General features: G+C 38.7%; 23 protein-coding genes and 1 tRNA gene. 11 read left to right on the forward strand and 13 right to left on the reverse strand.

Going from position 1 to position 18,634, the window contains the following annotated elements; genetic code table 11:
• Positions 1-161 precede the first annotated feature (161 nt).
• From EAL44_RS04810 to EAL44_RS04865, 12 genes are read right to left on the reverse strand one after another with little or no spacing between them, the layout of a single operon-like run.
• Positions 162-602: a ribosome maturation factor RimP gene (locus tag EAL44_RS04810; RefSeq protein WP_121075315.1), complete on the reverse strand. Its 441-nt coding sequence runs from the start codon at positions 600-602 to the stop codon at positions 162-164.
• Positions 595-930, reverse strand: coding sequence for a 30S ribosome-binding factor RbfA (gene rbfA / locus EAL44_RS04815; protein ID WP_121075318.1), 336 nt, complete (start codon positions 928-930; stop codon positions 595-597). Before rbfA ends, EAL44_RS04810 begins: the two co-directional genes overlap by 8 nt.
• Positions 930-3,773, reverse strand: a complete 2,844-nt coding sequence (infB, locus tag EAL44_RS04820; protein ID WP_121075321.1) for a translation initiation factor IF-2 — start codon at positions 3,771-3,773, stop codon at positions 930-932. Before infB ends, rbfA begins: the two co-directional genes overlap by 1 nt.
• Positions 3,770-4,024, reverse strand: coding sequence for a DUF448 domain-containing protein (locus tag EAL44_RS04825; RefSeq protein ID WP_001232480.1), 255 nt, complete (start codon positions 4,022-4,024; stop codon positions 3,770-3,772). Before EAL44_RS04825 ends, infB begins: the two co-directional genes overlap by 4 nt.
• Positions 4,011-4,892, reverse strand: coding sequence for a homoserine kinase (thrB, locus tag EAL44_RS04830; RefSeq protein ID WP_121075324.1), 882 nt, complete (start codon positions 4,890-4,892; stop codon positions 4,011-4,013). The genes EAL44_RS04825 and thrB overlap by 14 nt, the downstream gene beginning before the upstream one ends.
• Before the next feature lie 53 nt (positions 4,893-4,945).
• Positions 4,946-5,419, reverse strand: coding sequence for a tRNA threonylcarbamoyladenosine biosynthesis protein TsaB (locus EAL44_RS04835; RefSeq protein ID WP_162970361.1), 474 nt, complete (start codon positions 5,417-5,419; stop codon positions 4,946-4,948).
• 21 nt (positions 5,420-5,440) lie between these two features.
• Complete coding sequence (lpxC, locus tag EAL44_RS04840) at positions 5,441-6,328, reverse strand: UDP-3-O-acyl-N-acetylglucosamine deacetylase (protein WP_114991999.1); 888 nt, start codon at positions 6,326-6,328, stop codon at positions 5,441-5,443.
• Positions 6,325-6,912, reverse strand: a complete 588-nt coding sequence (minC, locus tag EAL44_RS04845) for a septum site-determining protein MinC (RefSeq protein ID WP_162970362.1) — start codon at positions 6,910-6,912, stop codon at positions 6,325-6,327. The genes lpxC and minC overlap by 4 nt, the downstream gene beginning before the upstream one ends.
• 2 nt (positions 6,913-6,914) lie before the next feature.
• Complete coding sequence (locus EAL44_RS04850; protein ID WP_162970363.1) at positions 6,915-8,237, reverse strand: M23 family metallopeptidase; 1,323 nt, start codon at positions 8,235-8,237, stop codon at positions 6,915-6,917.
• Between the two features lie 9 nt (positions 8,238-8,246).
• The gene (locus tag EAL44_RS04855; protein WP_205585220.1) at positions 8,247-9,188 is read right to left on the reverse strand and encodes an outer membrane beta-barrel protein; all 942 of its coding nucleotides are present in this window, start codon (positions 9,186-9,188) and stop codon (positions 8,247-8,249) included.
• Between the two features lie 11 nt (positions 9,189-9,199).
• Positions 9,200-10,042, reverse strand: coding sequence for an outer membrane beta-barrel protein (locus EAL44_RS04860; RefSeq protein WP_121075333.1), 843 nt, complete (start codon positions 10,040-10,042; stop codon positions 9,200-9,202).
• On the reverse strand, positions 10,032-10,754 hold the full coding sequence (locus EAL44_RS04865) for a hypothetical protein (protein ID WP_000523303.1): 723 nt from the start codon (positions 10,752-10,754) through the stop codon (positions 10,032-10,034). The genes EAL44_RS04860 and EAL44_RS04865 overlap by 11 nt, the downstream gene beginning before the upstream one ends.
• A 148-nt stretch (positions 10,755-10,902) precedes the next feature.
• Between EAL44_RS04865 and panB the strand changes: the two genes are divergently transcribed.
• The 9 genes from panB to EAL44_RS04910 all read left to right on the forward strand — a co-directional run bounded on the left by panB (position 10,903) and on the right by EAL44_RS04910 (position 16,350).
• Positions 10,903-11,715: a 3-methyl-2-oxobutanoate hydroxymethyltransferase gene (gene panB / locus EAL44_RS04870; RefSeq protein ID WP_121075336.1), complete on the forward strand. Its 813-nt coding sequence runs from the start codon at positions 10,903-10,905 to the stop codon at positions 11,713-11,715.
• Complete coding sequence (ruvB, locus tag EAL44_RS04875) at positions 11,716-12,726, forward strand: Holliday junction branch migration DNA helicase RuvB (protein WP_000664471.1); 1,011 nt, start codon at positions 11,716-11,718, stop codon at positions 12,724-12,726.
• A 67-nt stretch (positions 12,727-12,793) separates the two neighbouring features.
• Complete coding sequence (gene tatB / locus EAL44_RS04880; protein ID WP_121075339.1) at positions 12,794-13,276, forward strand: Sec-independent protein translocase protein TatB; 483 nt, start codon at positions 12,794-12,796, stop codon at positions 13,274-13,276.
• A complete protein-coding gene (gene tatC / locus EAL44_RS04885) occupies positions 13,269-14,003 on the forward strand; it encodes a twin-arginine translocase subunit TatC (protein ID WP_121075342.1) in 735 nt (244 codons plus the stop codon). The genes tatB and tatC overlap by 8 nt, the downstream gene beginning before the upstream one ends.
• Positions 14,004-15,041, forward strand: a complete 1,038-nt coding sequence (gene queA, locus EAL44_RS04890; RefSeq protein WP_121075346.1) for a tRNA preQ1(34) S-adenosylmethionine ribosyltransferase-isomerase QueA — start codon at positions 14,004-14,006, stop codon at positions 15,039-15,041. It begins immediately after the preceding gene.
• Positions 15,038-15,574, forward strand: a complete 537-nt coding sequence (rsmG, locus tag EAL44_RS04895) for a 16S rRNA (guanine(527)-N(7))-methyltransferase RsmG (RefSeq protein ID WP_121010633.1) — start codon at positions 15,038-15,040, stop codon at positions 15,572-15,574. The genes queA and rsmG overlap by 4 nt, the downstream gene beginning before the upstream one ends.
• The gene (locus EAL44_RS04900) at positions 15,568-15,810 is read left to right on the forward strand and encodes a PP0621 family protein (RefSeq protein ID WP_162970364.1); all 243 of its coding nucleotides are present in this window, start codon (positions 15,568-15,570) and stop codon (positions 15,808-15,810) included. Before rsmG ends, EAL44_RS04900 begins: the two co-directional genes overlap by 7 nt.
• Positions 15,811-15,812: 2 nt before the next feature.
• The gene (locus EAL44_RS04905) at positions 15,813-16,220 is read left to right on the forward strand and encodes a hypothetical protein (RefSeq protein ID WP_120924369.1); all 408 of its coding nucleotides are present in this window, start codon (positions 15,813-15,815) and stop codon (positions 16,218-16,220) included.
• Positions 16,221-16,262: 42 nt separating this feature from the next.
• Positions 16,263-16,350, forward strand: a tRNA-Ser gene (locus tag EAL44_RS04910).
• Positions 16,351-16,365: 15 nt separating this feature from the next.
• Here EAL44_RS04910 and EAL44_RS04915 read toward each other — a convergent pair.
• Positions 16,366-17,010 (reverse strand): outer membrane protein, encoded by a 645-nt coding sequence (locus EAL44_RS04915; RefSeq protein WP_000348854.1) that lies wholly within the window; start codon positions 17,008-17,010, stop codon positions 16,366-16,368.
• A 246-nt stretch (positions 17,011-17,256) separates the two neighbouring features.
• Here EAL44_RS04915 and EAL44_RS04920 point away from each other — a divergent pair, with 246 nt between their 5' ends.
• Together EAL44_RS04920 and prmA are read left to right on the forward strand one after the other, a co-directional pair.
• Positions 17,257-17,631, forward strand: coding sequence for a chemotaxis response regulator CheY (locus EAL44_RS04920; protein ID WP_000772146.1), 375 nt, complete (start codon positions 17,257-17,259; stop codon positions 17,629-17,631).
• A gap of 12 nt (positions 17,632-17,643) precedes the next feature.
• On the forward strand, positions 17,644-18,633 hold the full coding sequence (gene prmA, locus EAL44_RS04925; RefSeq protein WP_162970369.1) for a 50S ribosomal protein L11 methyltransferase: 990 nt from the start codon (positions 17,644-17,646) through the stop codon (positions 18,631-18,633).
• Position 18,634: the final 1 nt, after the last annotated feature.

Here is an 18,634-nt window from a genome sequence, read left to right on the forward strand (position 1 = left end):
ACCCTTTTTGTAGTCATAATGTTCTACTATATTAGCATATTAACGCTAATATCCCCTTTAGGGCTAATATCCTTTTAACGCCTTATCATTCTCAATTTAATGGCTTTTATAATCCAAATTATTCTTACGATTAACGCTATTTTTAATATTCAAAAATAACCTCACCACTCAAAAAGCGTTTTAACTTTCTTTAAGTCTCTATACTCCACGCTTTTGATAGCGTGATTCTCTAATTCAAAATCCGCGCTCAGATCGTTAGCGTCTTTAAGGATAGCTTGAAAGCTTTCTTTATTGATGAGTTTGACTCCCACTTTTTCGCCTAAAGAAAGCTTGAAGTGTTTGGGGGTTTTAAGCGTTCTTTCTAACCCCATGGAGCTCACTTCCAAAATATAAGCGTCTTGGATAAAATCGCACACATCTAATAAGGGCGAAATCACCTCGCTCACTTGTTGGCAAATATCCAAGCTGACCGCCCCATTAGGGTTTTTAAGGCTCACCCTTAAAACATGCTGCTCGTTTTCTTTAACCAAGCTCACATCATAAAGCAAGTAACCCAAGCTTTCAATCACGCCTTCTATTTTCTCTTCTATTCTTTTAGTCATTATCTTTCCCTTTAGCGATTTCATTAAATAAGGCGTCTAGGCGGAGCTGCTTTTCTAAACTATTGTCTAAAACAAAACTGAGTTTTGGGCATTTAAACCACCCGCTCGCTTGCAAAACAAACTGCCTAATCAAGCCCTCAGCTTTTTTTAGTTTAGAAAGGATTTTATGATCTGATGAAAGCACAAACACATAAGCATGATGCTTCCCTTTAGAGCATTCCACTTTAGTAACGCTTAAAGAATTCAAATCGCCATCATTCAAGCTCGCTAAAGCCTCTTGCAATAATTCTAAAAGATTGGATTCTAAGCGTTCTTTATGAGCGTTCATTAGAGGGTTCTTTTTTTATGGATTTCTTTATAGGTTTCAAACACATCGCCCACTTTAATCTCATTATAATTTTCTAGCATGATCCCGCACTCATAGCCCTTAGAAACTTCTTTCACATCGTCTTTAAAGCGTTTCAAAGAAAGGATTTCGCCGGTATGAATCACCACGCCATCCCTAATCAAACGCGCCTTAATGCCACGAGCGATCACCCCATCGCTCACCACACACCCAGCTATCGTGCCTACTTTAGGGATATTAAAGGTCTCTCTCACTTCCGCTTGTCCGGTATGCTCTTCTTCAATGATAGGGCTCATTAAGCCCAATAAGAGTGAGCGCATTTCTTCAATCAAGGCATAAATCACTGTGTAAGTTTTAATGCTCACATTGTATTCTTTAGCCTTATTTTTCACATTGCCGGTAGGACGGATATTAAAGCCTAAAATCACGGCATGCTCACTGCTAGAAACCAAGCTCAAATCATTCTCAGTAATGCCCCCCACCCCTGAGTGGATCACTTGGATCGCCACTTCTTCGTTATTAAGCTCTAACAAGCTGTTTTTAATGGCTTCTAAGCTTCCTTGCGTATCCGCTTTAATGACTACAGGAATATTTTTTAATTCCTTATTAGCGACCATTTCTGAAAGCTCATCAAAAGACACTTTAGTGCTTTTACTCAAGGCTTTTTGGCGTAAATAAGTCGCCCTCTTTTGAGCTTGCAAGCGCGCGATGGAATCGTTTTCTACCCCTATTAAAACAGATCCTGCAGGAGGCACTTCGCTTAAGCCTGTGATGAGAGCCACCATAGAGGGTTTTAAACTTTGAATGCTCTTGCCTTGATCGTCAGTCATGGTTCTTACTTTACCAAACGCCGTTTCAGCAAAAAAACTATCCCCCACGCTCAAAGTCCCGCTTTGGACAATCACCGTGGCTACTGCCCCACGCCCTTTTTCCACGCTCCCTTCTAAAACAACCGCTCTAGCGCTGCCCTCTTCTATGGCTTTTAATTCCATAATATCCGCTTGAATGAGAATGGTTTCTAATAAATTGTCAATGCCATCGCCCGTTTTAGCCGAAACAGGGATGAACTCATGCTCTCCGCCCCAATCCACAGGGTTATAACCAAGCTCAGCGCATTCGGCTTTGAGTTTGTCCGGATTCACATTAGGCTTATCCATTTTATTCATCGCAAAAATCACAGGCACATTAGCCGCCTTTGCATGCTCTAAAGCTTCAATCGTCTGTTGTTTCACGCCATCATCAGCCGCTATCACAATCACTGCAATATCTGTAACTTGAGCCCCACGATTACGCATCTGGCTAAAGGCTTCATGCCCTGGGGTGTCAATGAAAGACACCCATTTGTTATTTTTTTCTACCATGTAAGCGCCAATGTGCTGAGTGATCCCCCCAGCTTCCGTGTGAGCGACTCTTTTATCACGGATTTTATCCAGTAATGAAGTTTTACCATGATCCACATGCCCCATAATAGTCACCACAGGCGGGCGCTCTTTTTTCACCCCCTCTAGCACTTCTTCTACTTCAAATTCTTCTAAAGTGTTTTGAACAGAAACTTCTAAATGGAACTCTTCGGCTAAAATTTCTATGCTATCCTTATCCAAAAAGTCGTTTTTAGTCACCATAAGCCCTAAATTAAAGAGGGTTTTAATCACATCAGCCAGATTCAAATTCGCTTTTTGCGCGAATTCATAGACGCGCACTTCTTCAGGGATTGCAATCGCGCTTTGGATCACTTTTTGGCTGTTATCGTTACGGAACACACGCTTTTTCTTGGATTGTCGTTTGATCCCGCTTTCATTCATCCAAGGGTTTTTCCTTTGGACGCGCACCCTGTCGTTGATATTTTGGCGCGCTTCTTTTTCTTCTTCTTCCTTATTGAAATTATCTTGTTCATGCAAATCAAACAATAAGATTTCATCGGTTTCATCATCATAAATATCATTGCCCTTAAAATCCCTCGCATCGCTAAAATCAATTTTATGGGATTTGTTGTTTTTGGCTGTGGGGGTGGCTTTGGGCTTACTGGGTTTTTTGGCTTTTTTAGCCTCTTGTTTGTCTTTTTCTTGCCATTCTTTTTTAATGTCTTCAAAAATAGCCGCCACGCTTTGAGTGGGTTTTTTGCTTTCTGTTACGCTGTTTTCAATTTCATTTTCTACTTCATCGTTGCGTTTAATCACCCTAAAACCGGTGCGTCTTTTAATGTTTTCATGGCGTTTGATCTCTTGCTCTTGCTTTTTAACTTCGCTGATTTCTTTTTTAGCGTTGTTAGCGTTATTGGTGCTGTTAGCGTTGTTAGCGTTGCTTTGGGTGAGCTTGTTTAGGGCTTCTCGGCTTTTTTGGATTTCTTGGAGCTTTTGCTTGGCTTTTTCTATTTGAGAGTGGCTAACCACTTTGGGGGTGTTTTCTATAGGGGGCGTTTGGTTTTCAAAAGTGTTGACAATCTCTATTCCTCCCTTTTTTTTGGCAATGGGTGCGGGAGCTTCTTTTTTCTTTTCTTTAGTTTTTTTGGGCTTTGACTGGCTTTTTGTTTCTTCTTTTTTAGGCGTTTTGGAAACCTTTTTGTTAAGGGATTTAGACGCTACGGCTGTATTCAAATCGTCTTTATTGTCTTGTTCAGGATTTTTAGTGGGTTGATTGGCTTGTATTTGTTCTTTGATGCCATCCACAATGTATTTGTATAGCTTGCCTGCTTGCTCTGGGGTCATTTTAGAATTTGTCTTAAGCTCTAAACCAATGTCTTTGGCTTGCTCGATCACATTTTTAAGCTCTTTTTGGGTCTTACCAAGCTCGGCTAAAAATTCTTTTAAATCAACCATACCACTCATGCTATGCTTCTCTCCTTAATCCAAGTAATGATATTTTTGGTATCTTTTGGGGCATTCTTTATTTTTGAAACCGCTTTCAACAACTTTTTTTCTCCATTTTTCAAACAATTTCCACACACATAAAAACTACGGCCTTTGCCATCAAATTCCATGATTTGATTGTCAAAACTTTTCAAGCGCAACAAATCCTTTTGAGGTTGGCGCATTCTGCACGCCACACACATGCGGATTTTAATTTCAGTCTTTCTCAATAAGGACTCCATCATTGTCAAAATCTAAAACCGCTACCCTAAATTTAGGGAATTTCTTGCTCAAAACCTGCTTTAATCTAGGGGCGTCTTCTTCATAACACATGTTAAAAAACGACGAACCGCTCCCTGAAAGCGTGCTCATTAAGGCGTTATTTTCTAAAGCGAGCTTTTGGATCGCAAACAACACGGGATAAGTTTGCATGCGCTTATATTGATGCATCCTGTCTTTAGAGCAACAACGCAACAAGTCCCACTTCCCTTGCACAATCGCCATCGTCATCAAGCTCGCATGCGAAAGGTTAAACACGCTTTCTTGCACGCTGTAACGCTTGGGCAAGAGGTGGCGCGATTGCTTGGTGGAAATGGCCCTATTAGGGATCACCATCACCGCTTTTAAAAAAGAAGGGATTTTGGTTTTTAAACTTATCACTTTCTTTTTTTCCACAAACGCTGCATTATACCCCCCAAACACCGCCGGGGTGATATTATCCGGGTGGTTTTCATAAATTAGAGCGGTATTAAGAATATTTTCTCTATCAAAAGCAAACCCTAAAAACGCAAACGCTGAAGCGACCGCCCCCACAATCATCGCCGAGCTAGACCCCATGCCCCTTGTAATAGGGACTTTATTATGCAATAAAAATTTAAACGAGCCGTCATTCCCATGCTTTTTTAAAATCTCATAAAACACTTTAGTGAAAATATTGTTGGTTAAAAACTTAGGAATCCCTTCACCCTCCCCAACCAATTTCACCGCATGGATATTACTAGGCTCAATAAAAAAACGATTGCGTAAATTCAAGCTCAAACCCAAGCAATCAAAACCGGGGCCTAAATTCGCACTTGTTGCAGGAACACTCACTACCAAATTTTAAACCCCTATTGTTGATACCCTTTCATTTTTAAAACTAGCATTATACACTAAATAGGAGGCAAAATGTAAAACGGCGTGTTCAATTGGGTGAATTTGTCTTTCTCTAAAAAAGAGGGCAGCATGAAATCTTTTGGCGCAATTTTCAAATCTTTAAAATCGGTTAAGCTTTCCCTTTCTTTTGAAACAAAGTATTTATTGGCATACGCTAAAATGGGCGTGTTGTCGTTAAAATCAAAGCCTGTGGTGGAATAGAGTTCAAAGTCATGGATTAAAGCCAAAGTGTGTAAGAAAACATGCGTGAGCTTTAGGCTAGTGAAACTCCCTGGCCCTTTAGCGTAATAAACCCCTTTAATCGCCGGTAAAGTAGGGTTTTTAAAATCTTCAAATAATTGCGAAAAAACTTCCACTAAAGCTTCGCTTGTTTTTGATTTGGAAGTGTAAGAAACGCATAAAAAATTGTTTTGATACACCCCAAGCAAGACCCCCTCGCCTAAAGAAATAAGTGCTAAATCCAATTCCAAAAAATAAACCCTAATTTAGGATTAAGCGAAAGCCTTTTGCAACGCAAATTCTTTAGCCGGATCCGTAGCGATCAAAACTTCGTAATTTTTAGCGTCCGCTAAAATGGCTTTAACCAACATGGAATTGAGTTTATGGCTCCCTGAAAAAGAAGTGTATTTGCCCATCACAGGCATGCCTAAAACCATTAGATCCCCCATAGCGTCTAAAATCTTGTGGCACACGAATTCCTTTTCGCACCTCAAGCCCTCTTTATTCAAAATGCTGTTTTCATCCAGCACGATGCAATTATTCAAGCTCCCCCCTTTAGCCAAACCAATGGATCGCAAGTAATTCACTTCTTGTAAAAACCCAAAGGTGCGGGCTTTAGCGACTTGCTCTTTGTAAGCGGTTTTACTAAAGACGAAATGATGGGCTTGCTTAGCGATAACCGGATGGTTAAAATCAATCGTGAAATTCAAAGAAAGTTGGCTGTCTGGCTCAATTTTAACAAATTTATCGCCCTCTCTCACCTCAACGGCTTGCTTGATTTCCATCACCTTTTTAGGAGCGTCTAATTCTTTAATCCCTGCTTCATCTAAAAGCATGCAATAAGTCAAAGCACTCCCATCCATGATAGGGATCTCTTCGTTATCCACAGAGATTTTAAGATTGTCAATACCATACGCATGGACAGCTGAAAGCAAATGCTCAATCGTAGAAATCCTAGCGTTATCTTTACCCAACACGGTTGCCATTTTGGTATCCACGATGTTTTCAGGTTTTAAGGGGAGCTTCACGCCCAAATCAGAGCGGTAAAAAACAATGCCTTGATTTTCTCCTAAAGGCTCTAAAACAAGCTTCACAGGAACGCCCTTGTGCAAGCCTATCCCTACTAATTCCACAGAGTGGTCAATGGTTGTTTGTTTCATAATACTTCCTTTATGTCTAGTATATCGTCATTTTTAGTGATTATTTTAATATTTTTATTTACCAAAAGCCGTTCAACCTCTGTTAGAGATAAAATTTTATTTTGAAAAACGATTTGAGCGCTCTTGACTTCTTTCAAAATCAAACACTCTCCAAAACACACAATCGCCCCTTCGCACACCCCATAAACCGACACACAGCCCTCTGAAATAATCTTCGCTCCATTGTGGATATTCCCCAAAAAAATAAGATGATTAGCGCTATAAATCTCTTCCCCACTCCTGATGTGGCGCTCATAAATCGTTGTTTTAGGTTCTGTTTTAGAATGATTGGGTTTTGAATGATTGGTTTCTTCTTTTAAAGGCATGGTTTTGATATGGCGCCCGTTTAAAGCGCGATTCGTTTCCAAAAATAAAAGCTGGTGTTTGCGCAAAATGGCTTTGACTTCTGGTTCAATATCGTATTTAAAAATAATAAGAAAATATTGCAAAAGGGCATGGTTTTTTTCTAAAAATTCTATGACCGCTTCAGGCTCTTGCTTTTCAATTTCAAACGCATGCACATTTTTTTGATTGGTTTTTAACATGACTATCCTTTCATTAAAAGCCGTTTGGCTTGCTCTATGGGGGTGATGATATTGGTTTTTATCCATTGCTCATTAAGCCATTCATTGGGCCGGACAAAAACCCCTTGCAAAAGCATCCCTAAATGCAACCCGCTCCCTAATTTCAAACCACTACTCCCCACGCTTTCATCATCTTTTAAATGCGCTAAAAAAACGCACAAACCCAGCCCATAGCAATTGATTAAACTATTACCATAAAAATCCAACTCCCCCTTAAAAACTCTCTCAACAGATGGATCAAACGCTAAAGATAAATCCTTACTGGGTATCAAATCCACCCCTAAATGCAAGAATTTAAACAACACCTGATTGTCCTTTAAAAACCGCCGATTTTCTAAAAAATTGCTTACCATTTTAAAAGGCCCATTCAAGGGTTTTAGCGCTTGAAAATGGGAAAAATCCTTATAAAAATCCCCTTGATCTAAAGCGATCTTTTGGATTTTTTCTAAATCTTTTAAGCGCGCGTTGGAAAATATTTCTAATAAAGTTTGCTCAGTGTGATTTTGAAATTTTTCTTGCTTTGCAATCTTGTCTTTTAAGGCACTTAAGTCTGTATCTTTTTCCCTCACATGACGGGTTTTTCGCTTGAGTAATAAAGGGGTGGTATTAGAGTTATAGGCTTTATCTTTAGCGACAATGAACGCCTTAAAATCCTTATTCTCATAAGGCCAAGGCACTAGAGCGATAAAGACATTACGCTGCTTGAATTCTACAAGCCTGAAAGCTTTAAAATCCTTTTTTTTGACGCGAACAAACGCTTGAGACAAATTCTTATCCAAAGCTTCAAAAACAACTACCGCACTCCCTCCATAAGCGATGCTTGGGGAACGAGATAAAATAGTAATTGAGGGTTTTATCGTATCAATACACACTTCTTGTTTGAAAGACGCCTTATTGCCATTGAAAAAATTAGCATAGCTCCAATCATTAGCTTGAATTTCATATAAAAGGCACTTGTCTTCTAACCCAATGATTTCAGGCTTGATCAAAGGCACTTCTAAAGACTTGGGTTTATCCAATACCAGATTTTCTTTTTCATATAGAATCAAATTATCTTGTGTGGTTACTTTTAAATCGTAGCGTTTGATGCCCTTTGGGGCTGCTATTTTAATCTTAATGGGTTTTTTTAAATCCCAAAAAAGCACTTCATTATTGTTATTGAGCGCATCCTCTTTGCTATTCAAACTAAAACTTAAAGCTTTGGTTTTTGTGATTAAAGCGTTAAAAATCAAATAACCCCCTAAAATCAAAACGACTAACGCTAAAATTTTAAACCTTAACTCCAAGATCAAGCCTTAAAAAATAAACGCATAATTCACTAATAAAAAACTGGATCGCTTGAACTGGTTGTTAGCCGAAATCAACAATCGTTCATCATCTTCTTTATTTTGATAGAGCGCTCCCTCTTCCACTCCCATTCTCAAATAGCTAATCGGTAATTTGGTGCCAATCTCTAAGCGGTGTTTCCTATAAAGCGTTAAACTCACGCCCACATTAAAAGTATAATCCACTTCAATCAAAGATTTCCATAAAAAATTAGGGCTTGAATAACCCCCCACCACCAAATTCCTCCCGTTTTGATTAGGCTTGTCTTGATAAAGCATAAGCCCTATCCCAAAACCCGCATAAACGCCTAAAAAATGCTTTTTAGTTTTAAAATCTAAAGGCATATCAAACAATAAATCGGTATTGACAGCCCCTAAAACATAAATAAACGAGCCTACAGATTGCTTGCTTGCATTCTCTTTTAACACCCCTCCCCCAAGCAATAAATCCCCATAAAATCGTGTCCCAAAATAAGGCACAAAGTATTTTTGATACCCGAATTTAGCGCTAATCATAGAAACAGGAGCGTTAATCTCAATATTGTTTTTAAACGCGCTAGGGGCATTCGCGCCATATCTGTCTAACATTTCCCCTTGATAAGACAAGTTAAGTTCCCCATAAGCATACCCACCCCCTAAAAAAACCCCACTCTTATCATCGGCTATGGAGAAAGATTTGAGTAATTTTTTTCTCTTTTTTGAAGAAAGCTTAGGGTAAGTCCGCTCTAAATATTCTTCTTCAAACTTATCCTTATCCATCTCTTTGGGCGAAACCCCTTTTTCGGTGAGCTGTTGCTTTAAATTGTTTATTTTTTCGTCTAATTGCTGGTTTTCTTCTTCTAAATTGTCATAATCTGTCGCTTGAAGTCCTAGTATGAGCGCGATATAAATCAAACAATATTTAAATTTCAATATTTTAGCCTTTACAATAAATAGTTGTAACTAATATAATAAATATTAGTGCTTTTAAAATAATATAAAAAAGTTTGCGAAGTTTCTTTTAAGGGAGGCATTTTTAGGGCTAATTCAAAGCGGTGTTTGAGGTTGAGCGTCATGCTCACCCCTAGATTTAACACTAACCCAAACGCATTGGGCTGCGAATACCCTTTGATTTCTTTTAAATTTTGATACATCCCGTTCCACCCCACTCCAACGCCTCCAAATATCCCTAACGCAAACCTTTTTTCTTTATCAATAGGCTTATCCATCAATAGATCAATATTCAAACTCGCCGTTTGATAAGAGGCTAAAGAATCGCTTTTAAACCCTTTCATCGCTCCCCCTAAATACTCCCCATAAAAGCGTAAGGCGCTAATCCCGTTAGCAAAATACTTTTGATAGCCACTCCTTAATCCATACAATAAAGGAGAAGCTTGAATGCCGCTTAAAAACTCAAACTTCTCATAAGAATGAGCGCTAACCCCTATGTCGCCAAGGATTGCACCTATAAAAAAACCGCTCTTACTTTTAGCCATTTGCTGGAATAAGAGAGATTCATTTTTTTCATGCAATTCCCCTTTGAGCATGTAAAGCTGGCGTTTTTTCTTATGGATTTCTTCAAGCAGGCTTTTTTCATCAATATTCTTTTTAGCTTCCTTGTTTTCTTCAAACTCTAGCGTTTGGGCGCGTTTTTCTTCCAAAAGAATGGGAGCGTCTTTAGGGGTATTTTCTTCAGTCGTATTCTCTTGAGCTGTATTTTCTTCAGCGCGCAAGCTTAAAATAAAACCAAAGCATAAAATGAAATTTCTTATTTTTTTAGAACACATATTGATACCCAATGCTTGCTATAGCTCCCCACCAAGTCTCTTTTGAAGAATTGGATTGTAAAAAAGGGAAATTATTCAAAATTTTAAATTCAAATTCAATGCGGTTTTTTTCTAATACCGTTAGAGCCAAGCCTGCGTTAAAAGACATCCCCCATTCCGCCGTATAATTCACCCCATGCGCTACAACTCCCAAGCCTAAACCCATATACCCCCCCATATAAAGGTATTTCCCCACAAAAGGCAAAGGAAAATCCAATAAAAAATCCCCATTCAGCATAACCGATTGAAACCCCACGCTCCCAAAGCCCGCTTTCTTAGGAGCCCCTCCATAATATTGGATATAGATGCGCCTGCCAATGATATTGGGCTTGACCAAGCGCGCAAAAAACGACGGCCTGAAAGTTTGATAGCCAAAACGCAAGCCATAAGCGAACAAATAATTTAAAATATTCCCCGTGATGCTAGAGCTATTGGTTCTAACCATGATTTCATGGTTGTAAAAAAACCCGGTATTGATCCCTAAAATAAGCCCGCTTTTAGCGTTCGCCCTTTTCAAGTCTCTGATCAATTCCTCAACTTCTTTATCTTCATAAGCTTTATAATACTTGATATATTTGTAGTATTTTGGGTCTAGGGTGTCATAATCAAGCGCACTCAATCCCGCATAAAACCCCATTAAAGACCATAAAATAACATGTTTTTTAAGACCCAAAATCGCTAAATCCCTTGAATTGTTTGTTAAAAGTTTCTTTCGATTATACTAAAATAATTAAAATGACCGGTTAAAATGGAGTAAAATTTTCACCCACCCTAATAAAGTCATGCTACAATGCCACTATATTTAACACTTAGGATTTTTAATGAGCATGCAAACCGCCCCAATTAAAAAGATCACTCTCAACCACCTCCAAGCTAAAAAAAATCAAGAAAAAATCATTGCTATTACCGCTTATGATGCGCTGTTCGCTCAAATATTTGATCCGCTAGTGGATGTGATTTTAGTGGGCGATAGTTTGAATATGAGTTTTTTCAACCAAAACGACACTTTAAGTGCGAGTGTAAAAATGATGCTCTATCACACTAAAGCCGTGTGCGCAGGCGCTAAGACTCCTTTTATCATCACAGACATGCCCTTTGGAAGCTATAAAGATGAAAAAACAGCCCTAAAAAACGCCATTAGAGTTTATAAAGAAACCCAAGCGAGCGCGATCAAACTAGAGGGGGGGAAAGAAAAAGCGAAACTGGTTAAAACGCTCACTAATGAGGGTATTATTGTGGTAGGACACATCGGCTTAATGCCTCAATTCGTGCGCCTTGATGGAGGCTATAAGATTAAGGGCAAAAATGAAGAGCAGCAAAAAAAGCTTTTAGAAGACGCCTTGAGTTTAGAAGAAGCCGGAGCGGGTTTATTGGTTTTAGAGGGTATAACCACCCCTATCGCTCAAACGATCACGCAAAAAATCAAAATCCCCACGATCGGCATAGGGAGCGGCAAGGATTGCGACGGGCAGATTTTAGTGTGGAGCGATATGTTAGGCTTTTTTGATAGCTTTAAGCCTAAATTCGTGCGAGAATACCTTAAGGGGAAAGAATTGATTCAAAACGCTATCAAACAATACGCTGACGATGTGAAAAAGGGAAACTTCCCTAACGAGTTAGAAAGTTATCATTAAATGAAAGAACGGATAGTCAATTTAGAAACTTTGGATTTTGAAACTTCTCAAGAAGTGAGTTTGCGCCCTAATCTTTGGGAAGATTTTATCGGTCAAGAAAAGATTAAAAGCAACTTGCAAATTTCTATTTGCGCGGCTAAAAAACGCCAAGAAAGTTTGGATCACATGCTCTTTTTTGGCCCGCCCGGTTTGGGTAAAACTTCAATCAGCCATATCATCGCTAAAGAAATGGAAACCAATATCAAAATCACTGCCGCTCCCATGATAGAAAAAAGCGGTGATTTAGCCGCCATTTTGACGAATTTGCAAGCTAAAGACATTCTTTTTATTGATGAAATCCACCGGCTCAGCCCAGCGATTGAAGAGGTTTTATACCCGGCTATGGAAGATTTTAGACTGGATATTATCATAGGCTCAGGCCCAGCCGCTCAAACCATTAAAATTGATTTACCCCCTTTCACCCTCATCGGCGCTACCACTAGAGCCGGAATGCTCTCCAACCCCTTAAGAGACAGATTTGGCATGAGTTTTAGAATGCAGTTTTATAGCCCTAGCGAACTAGCTCTCATCATCAAAAAAGCCGCCGCTAAACTCAACCAAGACATCAAAGAAGAAAGCGCTGATGAAATCGCTAAAAGGAGCAGAGGCACGCCAAGGATCGCTTTAAGGCTTTTAAAAAGGGTGCGCGATTTTGCGCTAGTCAAAAATTCAAGCTTGATGGATTTAAACATCACTTTGCATGCTTTGAATGAATTAGGCGTGAATGAATTGGGCTTTGATGAAGCGGATTTGGCGTATTTATCTTTGTTGGCTAACGCTCAAGGAAGGCCGGTGGGTTTGAACACGATTGCAGCGTCTATGAGAGAAGATGAAGGCACGATTGAAGATGTGATTGAGCCTTTTTTACTCGCTAATGGTTATTTAGAACGCACCGCTAAAGGCAGGATCGCCACGCCTAAAACCCATGCGCTTTTAAAAATCCCCACTTTAAAGTCTCAAACTTTATTTTAATCTTGTTTAGAAAGAAAATTACACTACAATAACGATAAAATTTTAAAGGGTGTGAAAGTAGATTATTATGTTTGGCATGGGCTTTTTTGAAATCCTTGTGGTGTTGATTGTGGCGATTATTTTTTTAGGGCCAGAAAAATTCCCCCAGGCTGTCGTGGATGTAGTGAAATTTTTTCGTGCGGTTAAAAAAACGCTCAATGACGCTAAGGACACTTTAGATAAAGAAATCAATATTGAAGAAATCAAAAAAGAAACCCTAGAGTATCAAAAACTCTTTGAAAACAAAGTAGAGAGTCTTAAGGGCGTTAAGATTGAAGAATTAGAAGACGCTAAAATAACTGCAGAAAAGGAGATTAAAAGCATTCAGGATTTGATGCAAGATTACAAACAAAGCCTAGAAAACAACGCACCCCCTAACCATTCCAATAAAGAAATTTCCAATGAAGAAGCCTTAAATGAAGAAGTTTCAAGCGATGAACCTCCTAAAGAAGTCCAATTAGCAACCAATAGCAACCCTAAAGAACACGACAAAGAAAAAGAGCATGTTTGAAGATTTAAAACCGCATTTACAGGAATTAAGAAAGCGTTTGATGGTTTCTGTAGGAACGATTTTAGTGGCGTTTTTGGGGTGCTTTCATTTTTGGAAAAATATTTTTGAATTCGTTAAAAATTCTTATAAAGGCACGCTCATTCAGCTCTCCCCTATTGAAGGGGTCATGGTAGCGGTTAAAATCAGTTTTTCAGCCGCTATCGTCATTTCCATGCCCATTATTTTTTGGCAATTGTGGCTTTTTATCGCTCCAGGGCTTTATAAAAATGAAAAAAAAGTGATTTTGCCTTTTGTGTTTTTTGGGAGTGGGATGTTTTTGATTGGGGCGGCGTTTTCTTATTATGTGGTGTTTCCTTTCATTATTGAATACTTGGCCACTTTTGGGAGCGATGTGTTTGCGGCCAATATTTCTGCGTCCAGTTACGTGAGCTTTTTCACACGCTTGATTTTAGGCTTTGGCGTGGCGTTTGAATTGCCCGTTTTGGCGTATTTTTTAGCTAAAGTGGGCTTGATTACCGATGCGAGCTTGAAAGCGTATTTTAAATACGCTATTGTAGTGATTTTTATTGTAGCAGCGATTATCACCCCCCCTGATGTGGTGAGTCAAATCTTTATGGCGTTGCCTTTAGTGGGGCTTTATGGGCTTTCTATTTTGATTGCAAAAATGGTCAATCCGGCTCCCAAAGACGAAGAAGACAACAAAGAGAATACAAAGAGCGAGTCGTAGTTGAAAGAATTTGATCTAGAAAGCTATGATTATTATTTGCCTAGGGAATTGATCGCAAACTACCCCATTTTGCCTAAAGAAAAAGCTAAATTACTCGTATATGAAAGGCGTTCACAAACAATCACGCACACCACTTTTGAACATGTTTTAGACTTTTTCCCTAAAAACGCCCTTGTGGTGTTGAACGACACTAAAGTGATGAAAGCTAGGCTTTTTGGATCTAAGCATGCCTTTTTGCCATCAAAAACGACCGAAGTGTTTTTCCACCGCTTTTTTAAAGACAATACCGCCCTAACTCAAATTAAGGGTAAGATCAAAGTGGGGGATAAGATCTTTTTTGATGAAAATTATTACGCTGAAGTTTTGGAATTACTCCATAATGGCCAGCGTTTGATCGCTTTTTATGACAATCAAACCCCCTTAAATCAAGAAAATATCTTAAAGCTTTTAGAGCAATACGGGCATATGCCCTTACCCCCTTATATTAAAAGAGCCGATGAAAGTTTGGATGCGCATGAATACCAGAGCGTGTTCGCTAAACACATTGGCGCGGTGGCTGCCCCTACGGCGTCATTGCATTTTTCTCAACACGGCTTAGAAAAATTATTGAAAGATTTCAAGCACGCTTTTTTAACCTTGCATGTGGGGGCTGGGACTTTTCTTGGCGTAGAAACTAAGGATATTAGAGAGCATCAAATCCATACAGAAGTTTTGCATATTCCTAAAAAGAGCCAAGAAATTTTGCAAGAATCCCAAGAGATTTTATGCATCGGCACGACCGCTTTAAGGAGCGTGGAGTACTTTAAGCGTTTAAAAAACCCTAATCAAGAGGCGTTTGAATGCGATATATTCTTGCATCTTGCTAATCCTATTCGGCATGTTAATTATTTGCTCACTAATTTCCATTTGCCCAAATCTAGCCTTTTAATGCTTGTGAGCGCGATGATAGGCTTAGAAAAAACCAAAGAAATCTATCAAATAGCTATAGAAAAGAAGTATCGTTTTTATTCTTATGGCGATGGGATGCTGATTTTATGAACCCCTTATTGCAAGATTACGCGCGCATCCTTTTAGAATGGAATCAAACGCACAATTTGAGCGGCGCAAAAAAGTTAAGCGAGTTAGAACCCCAGATCACAGACGCTCTAAAGCCTTTAGAATTTGTCAAAGATTTTAAAAGCTGCTTGGATATTGGGAGCGGGGCGGGTCTTCCTGCTATCCCTTTAGCCCTTGAAAAACCTGAAACGCAATTCATTCTTTTAGAGCCAAGAATAAAAAGAGCGGCTTTTTTAAACTACCTTAAAAGCGTTTTGCCTTTAAAAAACATTGAAATCATTAAAAAGCGTTTAGAAGATTATCAAAATCTTTTACAAGTGGATTTAATCACTTCTAGAGCGGTCGCTAGCTCTTCTTTTTTGATAGAAAAAAGCCAACGCTTCCTAAAAGATAAGGGGTATTTTTTATTCTATAAAGGCGAGCAGTTAAAAGATGAAATCGTTTGTAAAGACACTGAATGCTTTATGCATCAAAAACGAGTTTATTTTTACAAATCAAAGGAAAGTTTATGTTAAGAATTTTAATCCCCCTACTCATTATCGCATGGATTTTATGGCGTTTGTTTTTGAGGCAAAAACCCCTTAAGGACAACCACAAAGGCAACCACTCTTACACGCAACAAAGCCCCAAAGAATTAGAAGATCACATGATTGTATGTTCTAAATGCCAAACCTATGTCTCTAGCAAAGACGCTATTTATAGTGGAGCGGTAGCCTATTGCAGTGAAACTTGTTTGAAGGATAAGAGGTAAAAATGCTTATTTTAGGACACCCTTTAATCCCTAGCGCTCGTTTTGTTTTCATTAAAAACACCGATGCTATTCATTCCAGCACCAATAACGATATAGTGTGTTTTGAAGCAAACCCAAAAAATTTGGAATTAGCTAAATATTGCTGTGAAAATAGCGTCCATTTTAGCGTGATCTTTTTATCGCACAAGATAGAGACGGACGCCTTTTTTTTATTCAACGCTTTCAAACCGCTCTATTGTATTTTTAAGGATATTAAGCAAGCCATACTCGCCCAACAACACGCCACTAATTACTTATTAGATAGCAAAATCTTGTTTTCTATGGATTTAAACGATACAGAGTCGTGGGAAATTTGCGCTAAAAATCAAATAGATGGCGTCATTTCTAAAGATTCACTCCTTTTAAAATAAGCCCTTTTTAAACAAATCTTAGTTATAATAAGCCCTTTTTAAGGGGAGATGTCCGAGTGGTTGAAGGAGCACGCCTGGAACGCGTGTAAGGTGCAAGCCTTCGAGGGTTCGAATCCCTCTCTCTCCGCCATTTTAAAAATGCCACTTAAAAATGCCACGAGTGCGAAACAAAAAACAAAAAACTCCTTTCAAACAAGCTGCGCCTTTCAGGCGTTAAAAAGATTTTCATGCCAATTTCCACATCCACCTTATGATACAAAACGATCGTGCGAAACTGCACCCCAAATTTCCCGATAGCCCTAAAATAAGTGTTATGAAAATTGAAATCTTTCAATGAATCCCAAGTATTCACCACCAAATCTTTGACTTTATTATTGAGTATCCATGTGTTAGCGGCCAATTGCAAACCAAAGAAAAAAGCCCAGCGGTTGATAGGGTTTTTAGCATAAGCGACCATAAAATCCCCTCCCACCCCATAAGTGAACATGTTCGCTTGCAAAGTGGAATCATTATTGAAAAGCACATTACCATAATCTATAAAGAAATAATACCTAGAATAAGCCCAATCGTTTTTAGGATTCACTTCATAGCCTTGAAGGATTGAAGCCCCTTGTAAAAGTTTGTTGGTGTTTAAGGGGCGCATAAACACCGTGCCTATTTGATAAGAAGAAGACATGTAACTCAAATTTTCAGCATTTAAAATATTTAAAAAACTTATACCCAGTATTAAAATTCTTAAATAATGCACTTGCTTGTAAAATCCTTGTCTTTCTTTTTTCAAACCATCCAATACCCTTTATCGCGCTCAAAAGTTATTTTATTACTTTTAAACTATTATGATAGCAAACAAACTGAATTTTTTTACAAATGAGAACGCTCATTGAACGCTCCATTTAGCCAATGATTATTGTCGGTCAAGGTAATTTTAATCAAAACATGCTATTATTTGGAATGATTTATTATTATAAGGCGTTAGAGACGCTTTGGCTGTTTAAAAAGAGCCTAATTTAAATGCAATCTTAAAAGGAGAAGCGCTTTGAAACTACTAGTAGTAGATGATAGCTCAACTATGAGAAGAATTATTAAAAATACACTTTCACGCTTAGGCTATGAAGACGTTTTAGAAGCTGAGCATGGGGTGGAGGCTTGGGAGAAACTAGACGCTAATGCGGACACTAAGGTGCTTATTACGGATTGGAACATGCCTGAAATGAACGGGTTGGATCTCGTTAAAAAGGTGCGTGCGGATAACCGATTTAAAGAAATCCCTATCATTATGATCACCACAGAGGGCGGTAAAGCTGAGGTCATTACGGCTTTGAAAGCGGGCGTGAATAACTACATTGTGAAACCTTTTACCCCCCAAGTTTTGAAAGAAAAATTAGAGGTTGTTTTAGGGACAAACGATTGAGTGTTAGAATCAATGTATTATGAGTTTTTCTTTATCTTCCCTAAGGAGCGAGAGCTTTTTGAGAGCTTTCTTTTAGACACCACACACCTAGCCTTAGAAGAATCAAGCTTAGAAAATTTAAAAGCGTTTGACGATAAAGAAACCATTGAATTTATAAGCCAATCCAGTTGGCGTTATTTCGCCACTCATGACCCCCTAAAGGAAAATTTAAAAGAAAATTTAAAAGAAAAACCCCCACACCTCAAAAATTTCGTTATTTTACGCTCTGAAAAAAATTTGAGCGATTCGCTTTTTCCGGCGTTAAAAGCGTTTTGTTTGAACTTAAAGCAAAACTTGCAAAGCGAGTTTGATTTTTTCTACCTTTCACGCAATCTGGCTTCAAAAGACTGGCTAGAAGCCTACAAACAGGCTGTTTTACCGGTGCGATGCGCCAAATTTTACATACACCCTAGCTGGCACCAAAAACCAAGCCATGCCGCTATAGACGATTGCATAATGATCGATCCGGCTTTGGCCTTTGGATCAGGCCATCATGAAAGCACTTCTATGTGTTTGGAATTGCTCTCTGATCTTGATTTAAAACGCAAAAACGCTTTAGATGTGGGCTGTGGGAGCGGGATTTTAAGCATCGCCTTAAAAAAACAAGGCGTTAGCGCTTTAGTAGCTTGCGATACGGATAGTTTAGCCGTTGAAGAAACCCTAAAAAATTTTAGCTTGAATCAAATACCCCTATTAGCGCAAGATAAAGTTATTTATGGATCCACGCAAAAAATTGAAGGGCGTTTTGATATCATTGTGGCGAACCTTGTCGCTGATGTGATTAAGAGTTTGTATAGTGAATTTGTGCGGCTTTGTAACCACACTCTTATTTTATCAGGGATTTTAGAAACCCATTTAAACTCTGTTTTACAGATCTATTATAATGGATTTGAGGTTTTAGAGCAACGACAGCGTAACGAATGGGTCGCTCTAAAATTGCTTAAAAAACAATCAATAAATTAAG

Source organism: Helicobacter pylori (assembly GCF_003637685.1).
Lineage (GTDB): Bacteria > Campylobacterota > Campylobacteria > Campylobacterales > Helicobacteraceae > Helicobacter > Helicobacter pylori_CJ.